This window comes from Stenotrophomonas sp. FW305-C-20-S1 (assembly GCF_058783335.1).
In genome coordinates this window covers 37,625-59,753 of the sequence record NZ_JBYTEK010000005.1, presented here as the reverse complement: position 1 = coordinate 59,753, position 22,129 = coordinate 37,625, and the positions used below count along the sequence as shown (strand labels likewise).

The following is a 22,129-nucleotide window of genomic DNA, read 5'->3' as shown; positions in this document are numbered from 1 at the left end:
GGCGCCATGGGCCCGAGGCATGCCCTCGGGCGGGTTGGGCAGGACGCCCAACCCCGGTCTTGCCGTGTGCGCAGGACGGCGCACACGAGCAAGGCGCCATCGAGCCCCCATGGATGGGTTTACGGCGTGTCCTGCCTGCCCATACCGCCCCGCCCAGCTCGGTAGCCCGCAGTTGCTGTTGCTGTTGAGGTTGCCGGCCAGCGGCCGGCACTACAGCGGGTGCCGGGCGGCAGCCCGGCCAATACCCCCGCCACTTTGGTCTACACATCGGTGGTGCATTCCGCTGCGATAATGCCGCCAGGGGCGACGCGCAGTGGGCGCGGACGTAAGCAGGAACAGGACGTGGCGTGGGCGGCAGGCAGGTGCGTTTGGAAACAGGGGCGGTGCTTGTCCTGCTGCTGGTGTGGTTGGCGTTGCCGTGGCTGGGCCATGCGCGCAGCGTCGACGCTGGCCGCGATTACCTTCTGGTCGGCACCGCGACAGCCGAACCTACGCCCCATCGCGCGTGCACGCCGGAGATGCTGGCCGGGCCGCGCCAGCAGACACGGGTGAATGCACCGCCAGAAGGCTGGTCCGGCGAGCCGCAGGCGCTGGATGTCTTCAACATCTTTGCCGGCGAAGTGCGGCTGCAGCACGGTGATCGCGAGATCTGCGGCAACATGCAGGATGCCCGCACCCGCGATTCGCGCTTTCGTGCGGGCATCGGCATGGTGGCGGTACCCGCTGCCGGCAGCCACGAGCCCTTCCTGGTTTCCTGGCAGACGCCGCTGAAGGCGCGCTGGGTTCCCACATTGCAGCTGGGTGCGCCCAGCCCGGTGCAGCAGAACGACACTGCCCGGCTGCTGGTGCGCGCCGCATGCATCGCCGTGGCAATCGCGCTGGCGCTTTCCGCGCTGATGGCCTACCTGACCACCCGCGACCGCAGCTTCCTGATGTATATCGGTGCCACCCTGGTGCTGGTGCTGTGGCAGTCGATCCTTGGCGGCCTCAGCGGCTATCCCGAGCCCTGGCTGCGCGTCGGCGGGCGCGGTGACTGGTGGCTGCTGGCGCTGACTGCAGCGACCCAGGCACTGGTGTTGCCGGCGCTGTGGCGCCTGAACGGCGGTGACCGCGTGCTGCCACGTTCGCGCGCGGGCCAGCAACTGGTGTTGTGGTCCCTGCTCACGCTGGCGGCACTGGTGCCGTGGTTGCAGCGCGATGGACTGGTCGTGGTCGCACAGGTCCTGCAGTGGAGCTTCATTGCCGGCTGTGCGCTGTCGTTGGCGATGGGCATCTGGGCCCGGTTGCGCGGCGATGTCTGGTCGCTGGCCGGACTGGCCGCACTGGCGCCGATGCTGGTGCTGATCGTGGCCGACGCCGCCAGCGCGCATTGGTTGATGGAATACCGGGTGGAGGCCCTGCAGCTGGCGGTCACCTGGCTGCTGATGATGGCGGCCTATGCGCTCAACCTGCGCCTGGGCCGGCTGCGCCAGCAGCGCGATGAAATGCGCCAGCTCGCCGAGACCGATATGCTGACCGGCCTGCCCAACCGCCGTGCCGGCCTGCAGCAGCTGGCCCAGCATCTGCAGGGCGGCGAGCGTGAGAGGGGGCCGCTGGTGATCGGCTTCCTCGATATCGATCTGTTCAAGGACATCAATGATCGCCATGGCCACGAGATCGGCGACCAGGTGCTGGTGGCCGTGGCCCGCGCGCTTCGCGCCGCTGTCCGCAGCGAGGACCAGGTGGTGCGGATGGGGGGCGAGGAGTTCCTGCTGCTGTTGCCGGGCATGCCGCGTGAGGTTGCGGCCACCCGCATGGAACGCCTGCGCCAGCGCATCACCGAGACCTGCCGGGACCTGCAGGTGCCCGCTCTGGAGGTGACCGCGAGCATCGGCATGGCACAGTGGCGACCGGCCGAAGATGACCTGGCCGCGCTGCTGCGGCGCGCCGACCACGCCATGTACGTAGCCAAGCGCAGTGGCCGCAACCGGGTGTTTGATGGCGAAACCGAAGATCCGTTGACCACGGCATGAGGCGGGAAGGGCGGTGATGCCGGATAATGGGGCGATGACCAGCCGACTCAACAAATACATCGCCGACACCGGCTTCTGCTCCCGACGCGAGGCCGATCGCCTGATCGCCGCCCGCCGGGTCACCGTCAATGGCCATGCCGCCGGCACCGGCGCGGTGGTCGGCGAGGATGACAAGGTGCTGGTCGACGGCCAGCCCCTGCGCGTGCGCACTGCCCGCAAGCCCGGCGCCCGCCGCCACGTGTACATCGTGCTGAACAAGCCGGTGGGCGTGACTTGCACCACCGAAAGCACGGTGAAGGGCAACATCGTCGACTTCGTCGGCCATGAACAGCGCATCTTCCCGATCGGCCGCCTGGACAAGGAGTCCGAAGGCCTGATCCTGATGACCAGCAACGGCGACATCGTCAACCAGATCCTGCGCGCCGAGAACGGCCACCAGAAGGAATACCTGGTGGCGGTTAACAAGCCGGTCACCGACGAATTCCTGCGCGCGATGGCCCGTGGCGTGCGCATCCATGACCAGATGACGCTGCCGTGCAAGACCTCGCGGATCGCCAAGTTCGGTTTCCGCATCATCCTGCAGCAGGGCCTGAACCGGCAGATCCGGCTGATGGCGGCCGAGTTCGGCTACCGCGTGACCCAGCTGCGCCGCGTACGTATCGACAACATCAAGATCGGTGCACTGAAGCCGGGCCAGTGGCGCAACCTGACCGAGCAGGAGCTTCACGGCCTGTTGCCGCAGCAGCAGGACTGGTAAGCAACGACCAGTAGTGCCGGCCGCTGGCCGGCAACTGCACGGTGCTGGCAATGAACATCAGGGAGCCGACCAACGGCCGGCACTACCGGAATGCAGATTGGCCGCCCGCATCCGCTAGACTTTGCGGCGCCCTGCCGGAACGTGACGCTGCATGATCAAGCCCGACAAGCCCGCCAACGAAGCGCTGCGCCTGGAGGCGCTGTACCGCTACCGGATCCTCGATTCCGAGCGCGAACGCTCGTTCGATGACCTGGTGGCCATCGCCAAGGCGGTGTGTGGCACGACCATGGCGGCCGTGACCCTGATCGACGTCGAGCGCCAGTGGTTCAAGTCGATGCAGGGCATCGCCGCGACCGAGAACCTGCGCAGCGAGTCGATGTGCGGCCACGCGATCCTGCAGCCGCAAGAAATCATGGTGGTTGAGGATGCATTGCAGGACGTCCGCTTCCACGACAATCCGGTGGTGACCGGCGACCCGCATGTGCGCTTCTATGCCGGTGCGCCGTTGATCAGCAGCGACGGCCTGCCGCTGGGAACCCTGTGCGTGTTCGACGCGCGGCCGCAGCAGCTGGCGACCGACAAGGCCGAAGCGCTGGCCGCGCTGTCGCGGCAGGTGATGGTGGTGATGGAGCTGCGCCGTTTCGCCCTGGATATCCAGCGGCACATGCTTGAGCGCAACGATTACGAACGCCTGTTGTCCGAGTATCACGATGTGCTGCTGGCCCAGAATGCCGATCTGGCCGAACAGAGCCGTACCGACGCCCTGACCGGCCTGCCCAACCGGCGGGCACTGGCAGCGGCGCTGGACGAGGCGGTGATTGCCGTCGATGGCCGCGACCGGCAGACCTGCGTGGCCCTGCTGGACATCGATCATTTCAAGCACATCAATGATTTCCAGGGCCACGCGACCGGCGACCGGGTGCTGGCCGAACTGGGGGCGCTGCTGCGCTCGCACTTCGCCGGTGGGGGGCTGGCCGCGCGCTATGGCGGCGAGGAATTCGTGGCACTGATGCCGGACGCGGACCTGCGTACCGCCGAACTGCAATGCGAGTTCCTGCGGGTAGCCGTGTCCAACCTGCCGCTGGGCTTCCCGGTGACCATCAGCATCGGTGTGGCACAGCACCAGCCCGGTGAAACGTCTGACCAGACCCTGGCCCGTGCCGATGCCGCGCTGTACCGGGCCAAGGGCGCCGGCCGCAACCGGGTGGAAGTGGCGCCCTGACCGCCCGCGCGGCTGCGGTGGATCCACGCGATGCGTGGATGGCCCGGGCCTTTGCGTGCAGTCGCAGCCATTGCGATACCCGTACGGCACCCTCAACGTCTCACCGCAAGGACGTCGACCATGCTGCAGACCCTGGCCATCGCCAATTACCGATCGCTGCATGCGCTGGTGCTGCCGATGCAGCGGCTCAACGTGGTCACCGGCGACAACGGCAGTGGCAAATCCAGCCTGTACCGCGCGCTGCGCCTGCTGGCGGAAACCGCGCAGGGCGGTGTTGCAGCGGTACTGGCGCGGGAGGGTGGATTGGGCTCGGCGCTGTGGGCCGGTCCGGAAAAGATCGACCGCCGCGTGCTGTCCGGTGAGATCCCGCTGCAGGGCGGGCCGCGCCAGGAATCGGTGGGGCTCAAGCTGGGCTTCGCCACCGATGAATTCGGCTACGCCATCGACCTCGGATATCCGCCACCGAGCCGATCAGCTTTCGCGCTGGACCCGCAGATCAAGGCTGAAGCGATCTGGGCAGGGCCGTTCCTGCGCAGCGCCAATCTGCTGGTCGACCGCCGCGGTGCGCTGGTGCGGCAGCGGCACGCACGCGGCTGGGACCTGGTGGATGATCGTCTTTCACTGTTCGACAGCCTGTTCACCCAGGTGGGCGATCCGCAGCGCATGCCGGAAGCCATCACCTTGCGCGAGTACATCCGCCGTTGGCGCTTCTACGACCACTTCCGCAGCGATGCCGATGCACCGGCGCGACAACCGGCGATGGCGACCCGCACCCCGGTGCTGCACCACGACGGCCGCGACCTCGCCGCCGCCTGGGTGACGATCCTCGAAATCGGCGATCCGCAGGCGCTGGCACGGACGATCGAGGATGCATTTCCGGGAGCGACGGTCAGCTTCGAGGAACTGGATGGCCGACTCGCGCTGCGCTTCCACCAGCCCGGTCTGCTGCGGCCACTGTCGATGGCCGAGCTGTCCGACGGCACGCTGCGGTTCCTGTTGCTGGCCGCGGCCCTGCACACGCCACGGCCGCCGCCGCTGCTGGTGCTCAACGAGCCGGAGACCAGCCTGCATCCGGACCTGCTGCCGGCGCTTGCACGGTTGATCATCGCCGCCAGTGCACGCAGCCAGGTCTGGGTGGTATCGCACGCCACGCGCTTGATTGCCGCGCTGGAACAGGCACCGCAGTGCCATTCAATGCACCTGCACAAGGAACACGGGCGTACGCTGCTGAGCGGGCAGGGCCTGCTGGATGCACCGGCCTGGCATTGGCCGCAGCGCTGAGACGGGTGCCGGGAAGATCCACGCAATGCGCGGACGCGCTCAATCGGCGATGTTGCGCGCTTCGGATGTTCCGAGGATTTCCGGATGCTGCACGCGCTTGCGGCGGTTGAGCAGCGGATGCAGGAACACGGCACCGACGATGATCGCCACGCCCAGATAGAACCACGGGGTGACTTCGTGCTGCTCGCGCAGCAGCACCACGGCCAGCAACACGGCGTAGACCGGTTCCAGGTTGGTGACCAGCTGCACGGTGTAGGCGCTGAGGTGGCGCAGCGCGACCAGGGCCAGGGCGAACGGCAGCAGCGTGCAGACACCGGCCAGCACCAGCAGCAGGATGCCGTCGTGCAGGTCGGGAACGATCCACAACGGGCTGGCCAGCGCTGGCAGCAGGTACGGCATCAGCGGTGCCAGCAGGGTGAGGGTGAGCGTGCCCGCGCCAAGTTCCAGCGCGGTGACCGTCAGCGGATCGGCATGGCTGACCATGCGCTTGTTGAGCGAGCCGAACACTGCCACCAGCAGGGCCGAGAGCGCACCGATCAACACGCCCAGGCGCATGCCGTCGGGCACGCCACCCACCACCAGCGCCACACCGGGCAGCACCGCCAGGCCGAAGGCCAGTTCGCGCAGCTGGAAGGGACGCTTGGCCACCCAGGGCTCGATGATCGAGGTGAACACCGGTGCCAGGGCGATGCAGGTGGCGGCAACCGAGGCATTGGCCAGCTTCACCGCGCCGTAGAAGGTCAGCCAGTGCAGGGCCACCAGCGCGCCGATACCGGCATAGCCGGCGACCAGCCGCAGCGGCAACGTGCGCAACCCGCGCCAGACCCGCGGCAGCAACGCCAGCATCGCCACCACCAGCAGCATCCGCCACCACACCAGCGGCAGCGCCGGCAGGGTGATCAACTTGCCGAGGATGGCGGTGACGCCCCACAGCAGGACACAGAAGTGGATCTGCCAAAGCGCTTTGCGGGTGTCGGGTGTGCTCATCGGCGTATTGTGAGGCAAGCCGCATCGGCGGGCGATGCCTGTGGCATGCTCGCGGCGTTGCCACGAGGGAGCCGTGCATGCCTGCTGCCCGTTTTCTTCTGCTGCGCGGCTGGGCGCTGTTGACCGCGCTGGTCGCGGCAGCATCGCTGCTGCTGCAGTTTGCCCTGCTGATGCGCGGCATCGGCGCCAGCCTGGGACCCGGCGTGGCGAGCCTGCGCTTCTTCAGCTACTTCACCATCCTCAGCAATCTGGCCGTGTGCCTGGGCTGCCTCTGGCTCTGCAGCGGCCGCGCACTGCGACCTACGGTAGCCGCCACCCTGGCACTGTGCATCGGCGTGACCGGCCTGATCTATCTGCTGGTGCTGCAGGGGCTGTGGCAGCCAACTGGCCTGCAATGGTGGGCCGATGCCGGCTTGCACTACGTGGTGCCGCTGCTGTATCTGGCCGGTTGGGCGGGGCTGCTGCCACATGGTGGCCTGCGCTGGCGTGCGTTGGGTGTGGTCCTGCTGGTGCCGCTGGCCTACCTGGGCTGGGCGATGCTCACGGCCTCGTGGCTGGGCAGCGCACCGTATCCGTTCCTGGAAGTACAGCGGATCGGTTCGCGTGCATTCGGCCTCAGCGTGCTGCGCGTCGGCGGGGTGTTCGTGCTGGGCTGGACACTGCTGTGGGCAGTGGACCGCTGGCGCCGTCGATGACCCGCTGCAGTGCCATCGCCGCCGCCGGATTGCGCACCTTGCCGGCGCCGATGCACAGCAGGTAGACCTCGCGCGGCGCGGCCGGGGACGGTGCGGCCAGGCAGGGCAGGTCGTCCACCGCCTCACCCCGGGCCCAGCACCGCGCGCGCGTGGCCCAGCGCTGCTGCATCGGCTGGGGAAGACCTTCGGCCAGTCGGGCCTGGCTGCGTTTGATCCGTGCATAGACGAAGCCCGCGGTGATGTCGCCATGCAATGGCGATTCGTCGCTGTCTTCGATCACCAGGGCCACGCCATGCCGGCGCGCCGCTTGCACCAGTTCCGGCCCATGGACGCTGGCGTTGCGCACCTCCAACGCATGCTGCAACCCCGTTCCATCCAGCTGCCTGGGCAGCTGTGCCATGAAGGCATCCAGTGCCGCGGCATCGGCCGGGTGCTGCGGGTCGAACTGCCAGAGCAACGGGCCCAGCCGGTCGCCCAGCGCGAGGGCCGCCTGCAGGAACGCGCTCGCCGCCTCGATCGTGGACGACAGGTCGCGACGCTGCACCAGATGACGCGGGGCCTTCATCGAGAACCGGAAACCTTCCGGCGTCTGCGCTGCCCATTGCGCGCACTGGGCCGCTGTCGGGGTGCGGTAGAAGGTGCCGTTGATCTCGATGCAGCGCAACGCACGACTGGCATAGGCCAGCTCTTCGCGCTGGATCAGCCCTGGCGGATAGAAGGCGCCACCACGCCATTGCGGGAACACCCAGCCGCCGATACCGCAGCGGACCGGCGCTGCAGACGCTTGCCGTGCCGTCATTGCGTGTGTTCCGCCCGCCACGGATCGTAACTGCCGAACCACCACAGGTAGCCTTCCGGGTCGGCGCAGGCATAGCCACGTCCACCGTAGGCCTGGTCGGCAATGTCGATGACGATGCGCGCACCGGCAGCCGTGGCCCGGGCATAGTGGGCGTCGACATCGGTGACGATCACGCAGGGACTCTGGGTCTGCCGGCCGCCGACTTCATCGGGCATCACCGCCAGCTTGGCCCATTCGCCGCTGTTGCTGGCAGATCCGAGCATGATCATGCCCTGGCCGAACACCAGCTGCGCGTGATGCACTGTATCGCCGTCGGCATGCACGGCCTGCGCGTGGAAACCGAACGCGCGCTGCAGCCAGTCGATGGCCGCCAGCGCATCGCGGTAGCGCAGGCACGGAATGATGGTGGAGCCGTTGTTGCTCTGGCCGTTCGCACCCATGGCACCCCTCCTATGGCACAGGGCAGGCTGCACCCGGGGCCGTTACCATCGCGCGAAACCCCGGTGACGGCCTGCACATGGCCGCTACCCCTGTTCGGAGATGGTGCTGGATGAAAACCTGGATCGGAGGAGCCGTGCTGCTTGCGTGCACGACCATGGCCACTGCGGCGACCCCGCAGCAGCTGCAGGACCTGGATGCGACCGTGGAGCGCGTGCGCGCGCAGTTCGACGTGCCCGGCATCGCCGTGGCCGTGGTCAAGGACGGGCAGGTGGTGCTGGAACGCGGCTGGGGCGTGCGTGAGCTGGGCAAGCCGGCGCCGGTCGAGGCCGATACCCTGTTCGCCATCGCCTCCAACACCAAGGCCTTCACTGCCACCTCGCTGAATCTGCTGGCCGAGGACGGCAAGCTGAAGATGGACGACAAGGTGATCGACCACCTGCCATCGTTCCGCATGTCCGATCCGTTCGTGACCGGGCAGATGACGATCCGCGACCTGCTTTCCCACCGCAGTGGCCTGAGCCTGGGCGCAGGCGACCTGCTGTTCTGGCCGACCACCTCCTACAGCAACGCCGAAGTCGTGCAGCGCCTCGGCCAGGTGCCGCTGAAGGGCGGTTTCCGCGAGCGCTATGCCTACGACAACATCCTGTATGCAGTCGCCCAGCAGGTGATCGAGCACGTTTCGGGAATGAGCTACCAGCAGTTCCTGCAGACACGCATCTTCGACAAGGTCGGCATGGCCGGCACGCGCTACAACGCCGATCACCTCAAGGCCGGCGACAATGCTGCGGTCGGCCACGCCAAGTACGATTTCAAGGACCTGCGCACCGTTGCACCGTTGACCTGGTCGAACAATGCCGGTGCCGGTGGCATCTATTCCAGTGCCCACGACATGGCACGCTGGATGCAGGTGCAGCTGGCCGAAGGCAAGCTGGCCGATGGCACTGCGCTGTTCACCGCCAAGAGCCAGCAGCAGATGTGGCAGATGATCACGCCGCAGACGATCCCGGCGCCGAGCGTGCCGGAGCTGGCGCCGGCGCGGGCCAACTTCGCCGGCTATGGCGAGGGCTGGAGCCTGAGCGACTATCGCGGGCAGAAGCTGGTCTGGCACACCGGCGGCTGGCCGGGCATGGTTTCGCGGCTGACCCTGGTGCCGGGCGAGAAGCTGGGCGTGGTGGTGCTGACCAACCAGGAAGTGGGGGCCGCCTTCAATGCGATCACGCTGAGCGTGCTCGATGCCTACCTCGGCGGTGAAAAGCACGACTGGGTGGATGCCTATGCCAAGGGCGTGGCCAAGGGCCAGGACAAGGCCGACGAAGCGTGGGCCAAGCACCAGGCCGAGCGTGACAAGGGCAGCAGGCCGTCGTTGCCGCTGGCCGGGTATGCGGCCACCTACCGCGACCGCTGGTATGGCGACATGGTGGTGACGGCAGAAGGCAAGGGCCTGCGCCTGCGCTTTGCAAAGACCGCGCAGCTGAGCGGCCGTCTGGAGCACTGGCAGCACGACACCTTCATCGTGCGCTGGGACGACCGCTCGCTCAATGCCGATGCGTTCGTCAATTTCAGCCTGGACCCGGACGGAAAAGTGCGCGAGGTGCGCATGCAGCCGATCTCGGACCTGACCGATTTCAGCTTTGATTTCCAGGACCTGCTGTTCACGCCGGTGAAATGACGCCGCCGGGCGCGGCGCTACCGTTTGGCCGAGCGGACGGGTAGCGCCGGACCACGTCCGGCGAGCGCGTAGCGCGGTTGCAGGCGATCCGCCGGGCATGGCCCGGCGCTACGCGGAACCGGTGGTGATCGTCGGCCGGCGTACACACGCGGCGTGGGATACTCCGCCGGCTATCGATGGCGGGGGAATGCGATGTTCCGTTGGTTTGAATCCCTGATTCCGGTGTTTCCGCCCATTGACGGGCGCATGCCGCCGCGCACCGTGGTGCCGTTCTACCTGCACTACCTGCGGCCGGTGTGGCCGGTGCTGCTGGCCACCCTGGTCGCCGGCCTGCTGCTGGCGCTGGTGGAAGTGGCGATGTTCGATTTCCTCGGTCGCATCGTCGACATGGTTGCCGAGCAGCCCGGCGCGGACTTCTTCCAGCGCCATGCCGATACCCTCGGCTGGATGCTGTTCATCACCGTCATCGCGCGCCCGATCCTGGTCGGCCTGCACAACCTGCTGGTCAACCAGGCCATCGTGCCGGGCCTGAGCAATCGATCGCGCTGGCTGATGCACAACTACGTGGTGCGGCAGAGCCTGAGCTTCTTCCAGAACGACTTCGCCGGCAGCATGGCCAACCGGGTGATGCAGACCGGTACCTCGCTGCGCGAGTCGGCGGTGCAGATGGTCGATTCGCTGTGGTACATCGTGGTCTATACCGGCACCGCGCTGTACCTGTTCGCGCAGGCCGACTGGCGGTTGATGGTGCCGCTGATCCTGTGGCTGCTGGCCTACGTGGTGATCATGATCTACTTCGTGCCACGCGCGAAGGAACGGGCCTGGATCGCCTCGGAGGCGCGCTCCAAGGCGATGGGACGCATCGTTGATGGCTACACCAACATTCCCACGCTGAAGCTGTTCGCCCACGGCGGCCGCGAGCAGGCCTATGTCGCCGATTCGATCCAGGAGCTGGCGGTCAAGCACCGCGCGCAGACCCGGATCACCACCGGCATGGACCTGACCATCGCCATCGTCAATGGTTTCCTCATCGCCGGCACCTGTGGCCTGGCACTGTGGCTGTGGAACGGCGGACACATCACCGTCGGCGCGATCACCCTGGCAACCGGCCTGGTGATCCGCATCCACAACATGTCCGGCTGGATCATGTGGACCATCAACGGCATCTTCGAAGACATCGGTACCGTGCAGGATGGCATCACCACCATCGCCCAGCCGCTGACCGTGCAGGACCGCGAGGATGCGGTGCCGCTGCAGGTGACTCGTGGCGGTGTGCACTTCCAGGATGTCCATTTCCATTACGGCAAGAAGGGCGGCGTGATCGCCGGCCTGGACCTGGTGGTGAAGCCGGGCGAGAAGATCGGCCTGGTCGGCCCCTCCGGTGCCGGCAAGTCGACGCTGGTGAACGTACTGCTGCGGCTGTACGACCTGGAAAGCGGTCGCATCCTGATCGATGATCAGGACATCGCCTACGTCACCCAGGAAAGCCTGCGCCAGCAGATCGGCGTGGTCACCCAGGACACCTCGCTGCTGCACCGTTCGATCCGCGACAACCTGCTGTACGGCCGTCCCGATGCGACCGACGCGCAGCTGCGCGCGGCCGTGGCCAAGGCGCGCGCGGAGGCCTTCATCGACACGCTGGTCGACGGCGAAGGGCGTCGTGGCTACGACGCACACGTCGGCGAGCGCGGGGTGAAGCTGTCCGGTGGCCAGCGCCAGCGCATCGCCATTGCCCGTGTGCTGCTGAAGGACGCCCCGATCCTGGTGCTGGACGAGGCGACCTCGGCACTGGACTCGGAAGTGGAAGCGGCCATCCAGGACAACCTGGACGAGCTGATGGGCGGCAAGACGGTGATCGCGATCGCCCATCGCCTGTCGACCATCGCGCGCATGGACCGGCTGGTGGTGATGGACCAGGGCCGCATCGTCGAGACCGGTAGCCATGCCGAGCTGATCGAGGCAGGTGGACTGTACGCGCGGTTGTGGGCACGGCAGACCGGTGGTTTTGTCGCCGCGGAGCAATGACCAACGCCGCACGGTGGATGCGCAACAGTAGATCCACGCCATGCGTGGATGCTGTGCCACACGGATAGAGAAACGGCCCGGGTTTCCCCGGGCCGTTTCCATTCAACTCACACCCGATCCATCACTCGATCGGCTGGTCCAGCATCAGCTGGCGTGCGAAGCGCACCGGCGGTGCGCCGTAGGACAGCATCTGGTCGTGGTAGGCCTTCAGCTTGAACTTGTCACCCAGCTTGTCCTGCATCGCCTTGCGGGTGTCGAAGTGTTCCTGCGCACCGACGAAGTAGGTCGGCAGCTGAGCCGAGGTCAGCTGCGCGCGCACCCACTTGCCCGAGGCTTCGCTTTCCTGCTGGAAGGCGTCGTGGGTCATCAGGTGCATCGCCTTCTCGCGATCCCAGTTGTCCACGTGCACACCCTGGTCGAGGATCGCGTTGGAAATCGTGCGCAGGTAGAACTTCAGCTGCACCAGGTGGAACAGCGGGTCGTTGTTGAGGTACCCCTGCTCCTGCATCATGCGCTCGGTGTAGACCGCCCAGCCTTCGGCAAACAGGCCCGAGCGCAGCACCGCGCGCAGGGTGGAGGGGAACTTGGCCGAATGCCAGCCTTCCAGATAGTGTCCCGGGGTGCCCTCGTGGATGCTGAGCAGGTGGATCATGCGCGAGTTGTATTCGCGCAGGAACGAATCAACCTGCTTGTCGTTCCAGTCGTCCGGAATCGGCGAAACCGCGTAGAAGGTCTTCAGGTTCTTGTCCAGCGGGCCCGGCGAATCGCAATAGGCCACGGCCACGCCACGCTGGAATTCCGGCATCAGGATGATGTCCACCGGCGCGTCGGGCAGGGTCATCAGGTCGTGCTCGCGGACGAACGCAGTGGACTGCTCCAGTGCGGCCTTGGCGTCGTCGACCACCTTGTCGCGCGCCGGCTTGTCAGCGTAGGCCAGCTCCAGCGCGGCCTCGATCGCCTTCTGCTGCTGTTCGTCGGTCGGCTGCGCCGGCATTTCCGGTGCGCCCGGCTTGTCCTTCAGCACGGTCTGCGCGATGCCGTACATGTCCTCGCGCACGCGCTTGAGTTCGGCGCGTGCACGCTCACCGATCTCCTGCCGCGACAGCGAGGAATTCAGCGCGAACTTGAGCTTCTGGTCGTACTTTTCCGCACCGATGCGGAAGTCGCCCTTGGCGTTCGGCACCAGGGTCTTGTCCAGCCAGGTCTGCTGTTCGTCCACTGCCTTCTTCAGGCCGTCGATGGCGGCCTGCAGGCGCTGCTGGTCGGCCTGCGGCAGCTCGCCGATGTGCGGGGTGATGAAGGTATCGACGATGCTGAGGATGCCCTTGTTCTGCTTGGCCACCGTCTCGGCATGGATCTTCGGCACGCGTGCCGGATCCAGGTTTTCGCGGGCCTGGGCGAAGATCGCCGGCAGTTTCTCCATGCGCGCGGTGGCGGCCTTCAGGCGCTCGGGCAACGGCGCGAACTCGCGTGCCATCAGGCCGTAGATCGCGCTGCCGGCAACGCCGTTGTACAGCTGCGGATCCCACTTGCCGGACTGCATGACCTCGGCATTCCAGATTTCCGACTGCAGCTGGTTGCGCAGGATCGCTGCATCCACCTGGTTTTCGCGGCCCAGCTTGGCCACCTCGATCTTGTCGAGCTCGCCCAGCAGGCCCTTGTAGGCGTCCACGGTCTTCTGCTGGCCGGCAGCGCTCAGGTCGTCGATCTCGCTGTCATAGCGGTGGTCGCCGATCTGGGTGGCGCTGACCGGGGACAGCTGCATCCAGGTATCCAGGGCACGCTTGGACAGGTCGGCGAAGGCGGCGTCGACCGCCGCATCTCCGGCCTGCTGGCTGGCGGCCGGGGTGGAACCGCTGGTCGGGGCATCGGCCGGCTGGCAACCGGCGAGGGCGGCGACGAGGGCGAGGGCAAGAAGATGCGGGCGCATCGGCATTCCTGTACGGGGTCAATCCTCGAGCATAGGCCCCCGGGGCTGCTTTGTCCCCGTGCCATAGGATTACCATGGGCGCATACAAGGACTCTCCAGCGGAGCGCGGGACATGGAATACCAGGGAAGCTGCCATTGCGGCAGGATCGCATTCACCGTGCAGGCCGACGCCCCCATCAAGGACGTCATCGACTGCAACTGCTCGATGTGCCGCCGCCGCGGCAGCCTGCTCTGGTTCGCCCCGCGCGAGGCGTTCCAGCTGGGCACCGATATCGCCGACGTGGCGACCTACCAGTTCAACACCCATAACATCGATCACCATCACTGCCGCGAGTGCGGCACCGCGCCGTACAGCGAGGCGGTGGATCCGCGCAGCGGCCTGCCGATGGTGGCGATCAACGTGCGCTGCCTGCCACAGGTGGAGCTGGGTGGATTGTCGATCACCCCGTTCGACGGAGCCTCGCGATGACGGCGCCTCGCGTGTGGACGCGCGTGGTTATCGTGCCGGCATTGCTGCTGGCGCTGGCGGCCTGTGCCAAGAACGGTGAGCGAGCGCAGGAGGCCGGCGCAGTCGCTGCCGATGCCGATGCCGCTGTCGCTTCGCCGGAAGGCGCTTTCCTGGCCTACGAGCACGATGTGCAGGTGCAGCTGGAAGCAGCGCAGATCGCCCCGCGCATCCAGCAGGTCGCACAGGCGTGCCAGAACGCGAAGTTCGGTGAGTGCGCGGTGCTGCAGGTGGATCAGCGCAGTGGCGAACAGCCCAGTGGCGAAGTCAAGGTACGCATCGCGCCGAAGGGCGTGGAATCGCTGATCGGCCTGGCCGGCGAGGGCGGCAAGCTGCAGGCGCGCAACACGCGTGCCGAGGACCTGGCCCAGCAGGTGGCCGACACCGCGCTGACCAAGGCTCGGCTGGAGAAGGAGCACGCGCGGCTGCTGTCCTACCAGGACCGCAGCGATCTGAAGATCGAGGATCTGATGGCGATCACCACGCGCCTGTCGGAGATCGAGGCGGGTGTGGAGCAGGCCAACAAGGACGCCGCCCAGCAGCGCAGGCGCATTGATACCCAGCTGGTGACCATGCACTTCGACACGACGTCCGGCCAGCGCAGCCGCAGCGAGATCGGCGAAGCCCTGAGCGAGTCGGGCAGCATTCTCAGCACCAGCGTGGCATTCCTGATCCGTGCCGCGGCCGCTTTGCTGCCGGTGGGCGTGGTGGCGCTGGTGATGGCCTGGATCGTCCGTGCGCTGATCCGTCGCCGACGCCGCAAGCCCTGATCGAACCGCGCCGCGTATTCGCCGGGCATGGCCCGGCGCTACTGGCACAGACGGCGCATGGCCGGCGTTACCGTGGTGCCTCGAGCATCGGGTAGCGCCGGGCCATGCCCGGCGGACGCTCAGCCTTCGTCGGTCTCGTATTCGACGAACACATCCAGTTCCAGTGCCAGTTCCTGCACCGCATCGCGCACTTTCTGCGCGGTGCTCTCGTTGCCTACTTCCACTTCCAGTTCGTGGGTGCCCGGGCCGATGTCGTCGGACAGCCCGGCCGAGCTGGAGTCATCGTCGTCCATGTGCGGCATCAGGTCGTCGGTCTCTTCGACGTGTTCGATGCCTTCCAGGCCGAGCAGCAGGTCGCTGATCGCGCGGGCATCATCTTCGGTTCCGGTAATTCTCAGTCGCAGCAGGGCCATGGCGGAAGCACGTTGTGGGGTTCGCCTGCAGCCTAGCCAGCGCTGGGCAAAGATCGGGTGAGGGCGCAGTCAGCCGGGTGTGCTCGGGCGGCCCAGCAGGCTGTCCGGCAACGCCGGCACCGGCGTGCGCTCATCCGCTGCCTGGCCCAGCAGCCAGTCGATGAACAGCCGTGCGGCGGGGCTGGGCGGTCGCCCTTCGGCATGCACCACGTAATAGGCATAGCGTGCCTTCAGTGCAGGGCCAGGCAGGCGTACCAGCTCATAGCGCTGCAGGTACGGCTGGGCGACGTGGGTGCGCGCCAGCACCGCGCCCATGCCGTACACCGCCGCGCGCATCGCATCGGTACTGTCGGCAAAGGTGTGCATTGCCGGCAGCGGTGACGGCGGACGCACGCCGGCATGGCGGAACCAATCGCGCCAGCCTTGTGGTGACAGATCGCTCAGCAGCGGCAGCTCGGCGATGCGTGCCGGGTCCTGCAGTACTTCGACTCCCGGCAGCGCGGGGGACGCGACGGGAAACAGGTTGTCGTCCATCAGGTGCTGCGCATGCAGTCCGGGCCATTGGCCCAGTCCGTAGCGGATGCCGACCTCCGGGCCGTTCTCGTCGTAACGGTCCAGGCCACTGCCGGTGTGCAGCTCGATGCGGATGTGTGGATGGGCCTGGGTGAAACGCGGTAGCCGTGGCAGCAGCCAGCAGTACGACAGCGAGCGCAGCGTCGCGATCCGCAGCGGCACGCTGTCCGCGTCCGGCTGCAGATGGTGGGCGACGGCGGCGACATCGGTGAACGCCGCGCTGGCGGCGTCGGCCAACTGCCGGCCTTCGGCGGTCAGGCGTACCCCGCGTGCATGGCGCAGGAACAGGCGCGTGGCCAGCACCTCTTCCAGGCGCCGCACATGGTGGCTGACCGCGCTGGCGGTCAGATGCAGTTCCTGCGCGGCCTGGGCGAAGTTCTGATGGCGCGCAGCGACCGCGAAAACGGCCAGGGCGGGAAGCAGGGAAGGGCGTAGCAGCATGTCCAGCCTCAAACCATATTTGTGGCTGGCAGCGATACTACGCGCTTGTGCAGCGGACGTCTGCGGCTGATCCTGTGTGGCCGGAACAGCGCCACGATGACGAACGGACACAGCACATGAATGCGATACCCCAAGCGACCGAGCGTGATTGGCGCACACCGCTGGAATTGACCCTGCTCGGCGCGATCTGGGGCTGCTCGTTCCTGTTCATGCGGGTGGCGGTGCCTTCATTCGGGCCGTTCGCCCTGGTCGAGGTACGGCTGGTGCTGGGCGCACTGGTGTTGCTGCCGTTCCTGTGGCGCGCACGCGCGCAGTTCCCACCGCGCCGCTGGTTGTGGTTGGCGCCGATCGGCCTGGTCAATTCGGCGTTGCCGTTCGTGCTTTTCGCTTACGCCGCAGAGCGTGCGCCGGCCGCGATCGGTGCGATCTGCAATGCGATGACGGTGCTGTTTGCCGCACTGATCGCCTTCCTGTTCTTCGGCGAGAAGATCGGTGTACGCCGTGCCGGCGCGCTGCTGGTGGGGTTTGCCGGCGTGGTGGTGCTGGCCACGGCCAAGATCTCGGGGCTGAGCATCGGCACGGCCGTACTTGCCGGTGCCGCCGCCTCGCTGCTGTACGGCTTGGGCGTGAACCTGGTGAAGCGGCACATGACCGGTCTGCCCTCGGCTGCGGCCGCCGCTGCCACGTTGTCGTGCGCCTCATTGTGGTTGTTGCCGATGGCGCTCACTCATCTGCCGCAGGGTCCGATCCCAGGCAAGGCATGGGGCGCGGCGATCGCGCTGGGCGTGGTCTGCACCGGATTCGCCTTCCTGATGTTCTATCGCCTGATCGGCCGCATCGGCCCGTCGCGCGCGTCAACGGTGACCTACCTTGTTCCGTTGTTCGGTGCTGCGTTCGCCTGGTTGTTCCTGGGCGAGCCGGTGACGCTGCAGATGCTGATTGCGGGTGCGTTGATTCTCGGTAGCGTGGCGGTGAGTCAGAAGGGCTGAGGGCGCCGACGCACCGTCGTCCGACACACTGGTAGTGCCGGGCGCTGCCCGGCAGCCTTTTCCCGCGCCTGCGGGGAGGCGTCACTTTCTTTGCTCGTGCAAAGAAAGTAACCAAAGAAACACGCCGCCAGGTCGCGAGCCGGTGCTGCGCACCGGTGCCCTGCGCTCCTCGGCCCGTCGAGGGGCGGCGCGCAGAAGTCAGCCGACTAACAGTCGGCTCTACAGGACATCGGCGCCTCTTCGCCCTCGCCGGACCTGCGGTGCTCGGCTCGCTCAAGGCGGACGGGAAGGTCAAGACCAACAGCAAGAGCATCCACGCATGGCGTGGATCTACTGGGTGCAGCTGCGGCCTTTGATCTGGGTCCGCCTTGAGCGAGCCGAGCATCGCAGGGGACCGACGTGCGAAGCACGGCGGCTCGCGACCGGCGGAACGTTTCTTTTGGTTACTTTTCTTTGCGTACAAAGAAAAGTAACGCCTATGAACGGTGAAGCACCTTCAGCACGCGTCACGCGAGGAAAGCATCACCGCACCGGCACCGGAATATTGCACAGGTCGATATGCCCGGCCGGGCGCTTGTAGAAATCATCCACGCGGTTGCGCCGCGCTTCGACCGTATCGGCGAAGGTCTTCGAGTCGGTGCGCAGCACCTGGATCGGCGTGCGCTCAGCCGCGGGTATGTCGCTGACGCGACGGATCGACACGATCGGTGTGCGCAGCTTCGGGTCGGCGTAGAAGCCCATCGGTGCCGGTCCGCGCGGGATCGCGCTGAGCAGTTCCATGCCCTTCAGCACGCGGCCGACCAGGGTGATGTTGCGGTCCAGCTGGCGCGGCGATTGGCCAGTCACCACGTAGAGTTCTGCACCGATGCTGCTGTCTTCCTCGTTGCTGCGGCCCGCACCCAGCATGCCGTAGCAGTGCGCCAGCCAGGCCTTGCCGGCCTGCGGGTCCTGGCCGACCGGGAAGCCGTCGACGAAGCCGGTCTGTGCTGCCCAGCCATCGCGATCCGGCAGCACGCTCACCTTCAAACCGCGGTTGGCACGCTCGAATTCGGCCGGCAGCTTGCGCTGGGCGCTGCCGAACGGCTTGGCCTTGGCTGCATCGTCGGCGTCGGCATCGCCGAACTGCACCACGAAGTTGTCCTGCGAACGGTAGATGCTGGTGCCGTCCCAGAAGTGCTCGCGGGCGAAGGTCTGGATGTTGGCGACATGGCGCGGGGCGAACTGCGGCGCCAGCTCGATGATCACCCGCCCGGCTGGCAGGTCCATGTACAGCAGGTTGGCCGGGTCCGGCGTGCGCCAGTCGCTGGCCGCGGAGGCATCGAGGATCTGCTGCGGGCTGCGGTAGGGCGTGGCTGCGCTGGCCATTGCGGGCAGCAGGCAGGCCAGGGCAAGGGCGGTCAGGGCAAGGCGTCGACGGTGCGGCATGGGATCCCCGGAACATGAACGAGGTCTCGATTCTGCGCGAGAGTGCGTGCCTGCGCCACGGTCGCGTGCTGGCCGTGTCCATGTACGTGCGGCACGATGGTCATTCTCCTTAATGGAAGCAGATGATGTTGATACCGCATCCGGAGGCCCCCGAAGCCGCACTGAGCGCCAGAATCGACCAGATCCTGAAGGCGTTCGTCGATGAAGGGGGGAATCGTGTGCATTGGTTGCAGACGTTGTCGCCACGTGGGCTGTTCGATCTTGATGAGCGTCGGCGCAGTTGGTGGGCTGCCAACGATGATGGCCTGCTCGCCTGCCTGAAAGCCTGTGCAGCGGCGCCGGCTACTGTGCAGACGGCGGCACTGTTCCTTGCGGGCTCGGATGGCAATGGCCGCACGCGTGAGGCCGCGTTGCAGATGATGCGCTCGGTGCCCAGCCATTTGACGTTGTCCTGTGCCTTGCTCCGCTGCAATGACTGGGTGGCTGAAGTGCGTGCGGCGGCGCAGGATTGCGTGATGTCCCTGCTCGGGCAGTGCGCGGTGCAGCACGTACTGGCGGCCTGGCCGGTGGCCGTGCGCCTGCGCCATTCCCAGCGCGTTGACCGGGCGTGGCTCGAGGGCACCCTGTTCGCCTGGTTGTCATCGCCCTCCAGCCGCATAGTGCTTGAAGGACTGCTGGGCCATCCCGACGCACGCACCCGGCTGATGGCCTACGCTGTCGCCCTGCACAGTCATCCGGATCGGGCAGCGTTGCGCGTGCGCGCGATTCTGGACAGTGATCCGCACATCTCGCACTTGGCACTTGCCGATCTTCTGCACCACGGCGAGCCTGCGGATGTCGAGGCGAAGTGCGCGCTGGCATTGTCCGCGCCTGCGAGCGGGGTACGTAGTGCCGCGTTGCGTGCGCTGGTCGAGCGCGAGGTGGCCGGCTTGGATGCGCACATCGAAACCGCGGCATTCGACCGTTCGAGAGGCGTGCGCCGGTTGGCGATGTGGCTGCTCCAGCAGCGGCAGGCCACGCCGGCCATCGCGTTGTGGCGAGACGAGCTCAAGCACCGTCGACGCGCGCGATGGCGCGAAGCATTGGAAGCGCTGGCCGATCACGCCGAGGCAGAGGATATGCCTGCATTGCGCGCCTTGTTGCCCCAGGTATCGGCGCGCCATCAGCGCAACTGCCTGCGCGGCTGGGTGCGGGCCGAGGGCGGTGCCCGTCTGGCATTGCTGCGCGAGGCACTGGAAAAGCCGGGGCGGACCGTGAATGCGTTGCTGGCCAGCGCCACCGTGCTATGGGCGGCAGAGCTGGACCCGCCGCGCCTGCTCGCCTTCTGCCACGACGGTCCTTCGCCGGTGGCACAGGCTGGCCTGCTCGGGCAGCTGACCCGGCTGCCCTTGTGGCAACACCTCGACCTGCTGCTGGATGCGGTACCGCAGCGCGAGGATGAACGTGCCTGGCACCTGCGGCTCGTGCATGGCTGGCTTCGGGTGAGCGGGCAGTACTCGCCGCTCGGGGCCGCCCGTCGGCAGGCCCTGCTCAGCCGGCTTGAAGAGGGCAGGCACGCTTTGCCGCAGAACGTTGCGGCCCAAGTGCGGGCGGCCGTCCATCATGCCTGAAGGCCCCTTTCCGCACGGCAGGATGACTAACGACACATTCGCTATACCGAACTTCGCACTACTGTGGACTTCAACGTAGTGGAGGGCCGGTCATGTCCGAGGACGATGTCCACCTGAAGAAGTTCCAGAAGGAGCTCAGCGCCGGCACCGTGTCGCTGGCCCTGCTCGCAGTGCTGGCCCGCGCCGGTGAGCCGCTGTACGGCTACCTGATCGCCAAGGAGCTGGAACGGGTGGGCGAGGGCGTGCTCAGTGGCAAGCAGAGCGCGCTGTACCCGGTGCTGCGCAACCTGGAGGGCGCCGGCCTGCTGGAGAGCCATGTGGAGCCGTCCAGCAGCGGGCCGCCGCGCCGCTACTACCGCATCAACGCGCGTGGCCGGGAGGTGCTGCAGCAATGGCGCCAGGCCTGGCGCGACACCCGTGATTCCGTCGATTCCGTGTTGGAGGGGGTACCGCAATGAACGACCTGGACCTGGCAGGCAACCGTCTGCCCAGCACCATCCCGCAGTACCTGGCGCAGCTGCGTGCCGCGCTGGACGGTGCCGATCCGGCGATGGTGCAGGACGCCCTGTACGACGCCGAGGAATACCTGCGCTCGGAACTGGCGGCGCAACCCGGCCGCAGCGAAGCCGAGGTCATCGCCGACGTCGCCGGCAGCTACGGCGCACCGGACGAGGTGGCGGAGATCTACCGCGAAACCGAGCTCACGGTGAACCGCGCGTTGCGCACGCCGCGGGCTGACACGGGCCCGGTGCTGCGTGCAGCGGCCGAGGCCAGCGGTGCTGCACCGGCGGCACAGCCCGCAGCGCCCGTGCAACGCTCGCTGCTGGCGCGTTTCTTCGGCGTAGTGACGGACCCGCACACCTACGGCGCGCTGTTCTACATGCTGTTGTCGCTGGCCACCGGCATCTTCTTCTTCACCTGGGTGGTCACCGGTCTGTCGCTGTCGCTGGGGCTGCTGATCCTGATCATCGGCGTCCCACTGACGGTGCTGTTCTTCGGCTCGGTGCGTGGACTGGCGTTGCTGGAAGGGCGGCTGGTGGAAGCGCTGCTGGGCGAGCGCATGCCGCGCCGGCCGCAGTACACCGACCGCAGCCGCAGCTGGCTGCAGCGTATCGGCGACATGTTCACCGATGGCCGCACCTGGCTGACCCTGCTGTACTTCGTGCTGATGCTGCCGCTGGGCATCGTCTACTTCACCATCGCGGTGACCCTGCTGTCGCTATCGCTGGGCTTGATCTGGGCGCCGGTGGCGGCGATCTTCAGCGGCGACATTCCCGGCATCTACATCAACGACGTGAACGTGCTGCCGATGGCAGCCTCGCCGCTGGTGGCGATCGTGGTAGCAGCGGTGGGTGTGTTGCTGCTGCTGCTGACGATGCACCTGGCACGCGGCATCGGCAAGCTGCACGGCATGCTGGCCAAGAACCTGCTGGTGCGCCTGTAAGGCAGCGATTTTTTCTCTGGTGGGTGCCGACCTCGGTCGGCACTTCGCCATGGTAGGTGCCAACCTTGGTTGGCACGAACCATCAGGTGTCAGTACGCTTGAAAGAGCGCCAATCAAGGTTGGCATCTACCGAAAGCACCA

General features: G+C 67.0%; 20 protein-coding genes. 13 read left to right on the top strand and 7 right to left on the bottom strand.

Annotation, left to right across the window (positions count from 1 at the left end; all coding sequences use genetic code 11):
- The first annotated feature begins 347 nt into the window (after nt 1-347).
- The 4 genes from AC3WTC_RS04380 to AC3WTC_RS04365 all read left to right on the top strand — a co-directional run bounded on the left by AC3WTC_RS04380 (nt 348) and on the right by AC3WTC_RS04365 (nt 5,272).
- Complete coding sequence (locus tag AC3WTC_RS04380; RefSeq protein WP_492710721.1) at nt 348-2,012, top strand: sensor domain-containing diguanylate cyclase; 1,665 nt, start codon at nt 348-350, stop codon at nt 2,010-2,012.
- A 34-nt stretch (nt 2,013-2,046) separates the two neighbouring features.
- Nucleotides 2,047-2,769 (top strand): pseudouridine synthase, encoded by a 723-nt coding sequence (locus tag AC3WTC_RS04375; RefSeq protein ID WP_033830696.1) that lies wholly within the window; start codon nt 2,047-2,049, stop codon nt 2,767-2,769.
- Between the two features lie 151 nt (nt 2,770-2,920).
- Nucleotides 2,921-3,991: a GGDEF domain-containing protein gene (locus tag AC3WTC_RS04370; RefSeq protein ID WP_059063565.1), complete on the top strand. Its 1,071-nt coding sequence runs from the start codon at nt 2,921-2,923 to the stop codon at nt 3,989-3,991.
- A 120-nt stretch (nt 3,992-4,111) separates the two neighbouring features.
- Complete coding sequence (locus tag AC3WTC_RS04365; RefSeq protein ID WP_223482164.1) at nt 4,112-5,272, top strand: AAA family ATPase; 1,161 nt, start codon at nt 4,112-4,114, stop codon at nt 5,270-5,272.
- Nucleotides 5,273-5,311: 39 nt separating this feature from the next.
- Here AC3WTC_RS04365 and AC3WTC_RS04360 read toward each other — a convergent pair whose 3' ends face one another.
- Nucleotides 5,312-6,259 carry a DMT family transporter gene (locus AC3WTC_RS04360; RefSeq protein ID WP_025877711.1) on the bottom strand — a complete coding sequence of 316 codons (948 nt, stop codon included), beginning with the start codon at nt 6,257-6,259 and terminating at the stop codon, nt 5,312-5,314.
- Nucleotides 6,260-6,336: 77 nt separating this feature from the next.
- On the opposite strand from AC3WTC_RS04360, the gene AC3WTC_RS04355 reads away from it, so the two are divergent.
- Nucleotides 6,337-6,954 (top strand): Pr6Pr family membrane protein, encoded by a 618-nt coding sequence (locus AC3WTC_RS04355; RefSeq protein ID WP_223482165.1) that lies wholly within the window; start codon nt 6,337-6,339, stop codon nt 6,952-6,954.
- Here AC3WTC_RS04355 and AC3WTC_RS04350 read toward each other — a convergent pair.
- Together AC3WTC_RS04350 and AC3WTC_RS04345 are read right to left on the bottom strand one after the other, a co-directional pair.
- Nucleotides 6,875-7,753: a DUF72 domain-containing protein gene (locus tag AC3WTC_RS04350; RefSeq protein ID WP_279208518.1), complete on the bottom strand. Its 879-nt coding sequence runs from the start codon at nt 7,751-7,753 to the stop codon at nt 6,875-6,877. The two genes, AC3WTC_RS04355 and AC3WTC_RS04350, sit on opposite strands and share 80 nt — an antisense overlap.
- The gene (locus AC3WTC_RS04345; RefSeq protein ID WP_025877706.1) at nt 7,750-8,193 is read right to left on the bottom strand and encodes a VOC family protein; all 444 of its coding nucleotides are present in this window, start codon (nt 8,191-8,193) and stop codon (nt 7,750-7,752) included. Before AC3WTC_RS04345 ends, AC3WTC_RS04350 begins: the two co-directional genes overlap by 4 nt.
- A gap of 110 nt (nt 8,194-8,303) precedes the next feature.
- On the opposite strand from AC3WTC_RS04345, the gene AC3WTC_RS04340 reads away from it, so the two are divergent.
- Both AC3WTC_RS04340 and smrA read left to right on the top strand, forming a co-directional pair.
- The gene (locus AC3WTC_RS04340; protein ID WP_492710716.1) at nt 8,304-9,863 is read left to right on the top strand and encodes a serine hydrolase; all 1,560 of its coding nucleotides are present in this window, start codon (nt 8,304-8,306) and stop codon (nt 9,861-9,863) included.
- A gap of 192 nt (nt 9,864-10,055) precedes the next feature.
- Nucleotides 10,056-11,888: a multidrug efflux ABC transporter SmrA gene (gene smrA, locus AC3WTC_RS04335; protein ID WP_025877703.1), complete on the top strand. Its 1,833-nt coding sequence runs from the start codon at nt 10,056-10,058 to the stop codon at nt 11,886-11,888.
- A 121-nt stretch (nt 11,889-12,009) separates the two neighbouring features.
- Here smrA and AC3WTC_RS04330 read toward each other — a convergent pair whose 3' ends face one another.
- Nucleotides 12,010-13,818, bottom strand: a complete 1,809-nt coding sequence (locus AC3WTC_RS04330; protein ID WP_313283163.1) for a DUF885 domain-containing protein — start codon at nt 13,816-13,818, stop codon at nt 12,010-12,012.
- Nucleotides 13,819-13,930: 112 nt separating this feature from the next.
- On the opposite strand from AC3WTC_RS04330, the gene AC3WTC_RS04325 reads away from it, so the two are divergent.
- Nucleotides 13,931-14,287 carry a GFA family protein gene (locus AC3WTC_RS04325; protein ID WP_492710713.1) on the top strand — a complete coding sequence of 119 codons (357 nt, stop codon included), beginning with the start codon at nt 13,931-13,933 and terminating at the stop codon, nt 14,285-14,287.
- Nucleotides 14,284-15,093, top strand: a complete 810-nt coding sequence (locus tag AC3WTC_RS04320) for a DUF4349 domain-containing protein (RefSeq protein ID WP_263930164.1) — start codon at nt 14,284-14,286, stop codon at nt 15,091-15,093. The genes AC3WTC_RS04325 and AC3WTC_RS04320 overlap by 4 nt, the downstream gene beginning before the upstream one ends.
- A 119-nt stretch (nt 15,094-15,212) precedes the next feature.
- Here the strand turns inward: AC3WTC_RS04320 and AC3WTC_RS04315 are convergent, their stop codons facing one another.
- Nucleotides 15,213-15,506 (bottom strand): hypothetical protein, encoded by a 294-nt coding sequence (locus AC3WTC_RS04315; RefSeq protein ID WP_025877698.1) that lies wholly within the window; start codon nt 15,504-15,506, stop codon nt 15,213-15,215.
- A 69-nt stretch (nt 15,507-15,575) separates the two neighbouring features.
- Nucleotides 15,576-16,520 (bottom strand): LysR substrate-binding domain-containing protein, encoded by a 945-nt coding sequence (locus AC3WTC_RS04310; protein WP_049466285.1) that lies wholly within the window; start codon nt 16,518-16,520, stop codon nt 15,576-15,578.
- 116 nt (nt 16,521-16,636) lie between these two features.
- Here AC3WTC_RS04310 and AC3WTC_RS04305 point away from each other — a divergent pair, with 116 nt between their 5' ends.
- Nucleotides 16,637-17,509 carry a DMT family transporter gene (locus AC3WTC_RS04305; RefSeq protein ID WP_025877696.1) on the top strand — a complete coding sequence of 291 codons (873 nt, stop codon included), beginning with the start codon at nt 16,637-16,639 and terminating at the stop codon, nt 17,507-17,509.
- A gap of 522 nt (nt 17,510-18,031) precedes the next feature.
- Here the strand turns inward: AC3WTC_RS04305 and AC3WTC_RS04300 are convergent.
- Nucleotides 18,032-18,934 (bottom strand): peptidylprolyl isomerase, encoded by a 903-nt coding sequence (locus tag AC3WTC_RS04300; protein WP_492710709.1) that lies wholly within the window; start codon nt 18,932-18,934, stop codon nt 18,032-18,034.
- Nucleotides 18,935-19,449: 515 nt separating this feature from the next.
- Here AC3WTC_RS04300 and AC3WTC_RS04295 point away from each other — a divergent pair.
- The 3 genes from AC3WTC_RS04295 (at nt 19,450) to AC3WTC_RS04285 (ending at nt 21,988) form a co-directional block, all read left to right on the top strand.
- Entirely contained in the window at nt 19,450-20,544 is a 1,095-nt protein-coding gene (locus AC3WTC_RS04295; protein WP_133119328.1) for a hypothetical protein, read from the top strand.
- 92 nt (nt 20,545-20,636) lie between these two features.
- Entirely contained in the window at nt 20,637-21,002 is a 366-nt protein-coding gene (locus AC3WTC_RS04290) for a PadR family transcriptional regulator (RefSeq protein WP_032975774.1), read from the top strand.
- The gene (locus AC3WTC_RS04285; protein ID WP_025877692.1) at nt 20,999-21,988 is read left to right on the top strand and encodes a sensor domain-containing protein; all 990 of its coding nucleotides are present in this window, start codon (nt 20,999-21,001) and stop codon (nt 21,986-21,988) included. Before AC3WTC_RS04290 ends, AC3WTC_RS04285 begins: the two co-directional genes overlap by 4 nt.
- Nucleotides 21,989-22,129 lie beyond the last annotated feature (141 nt).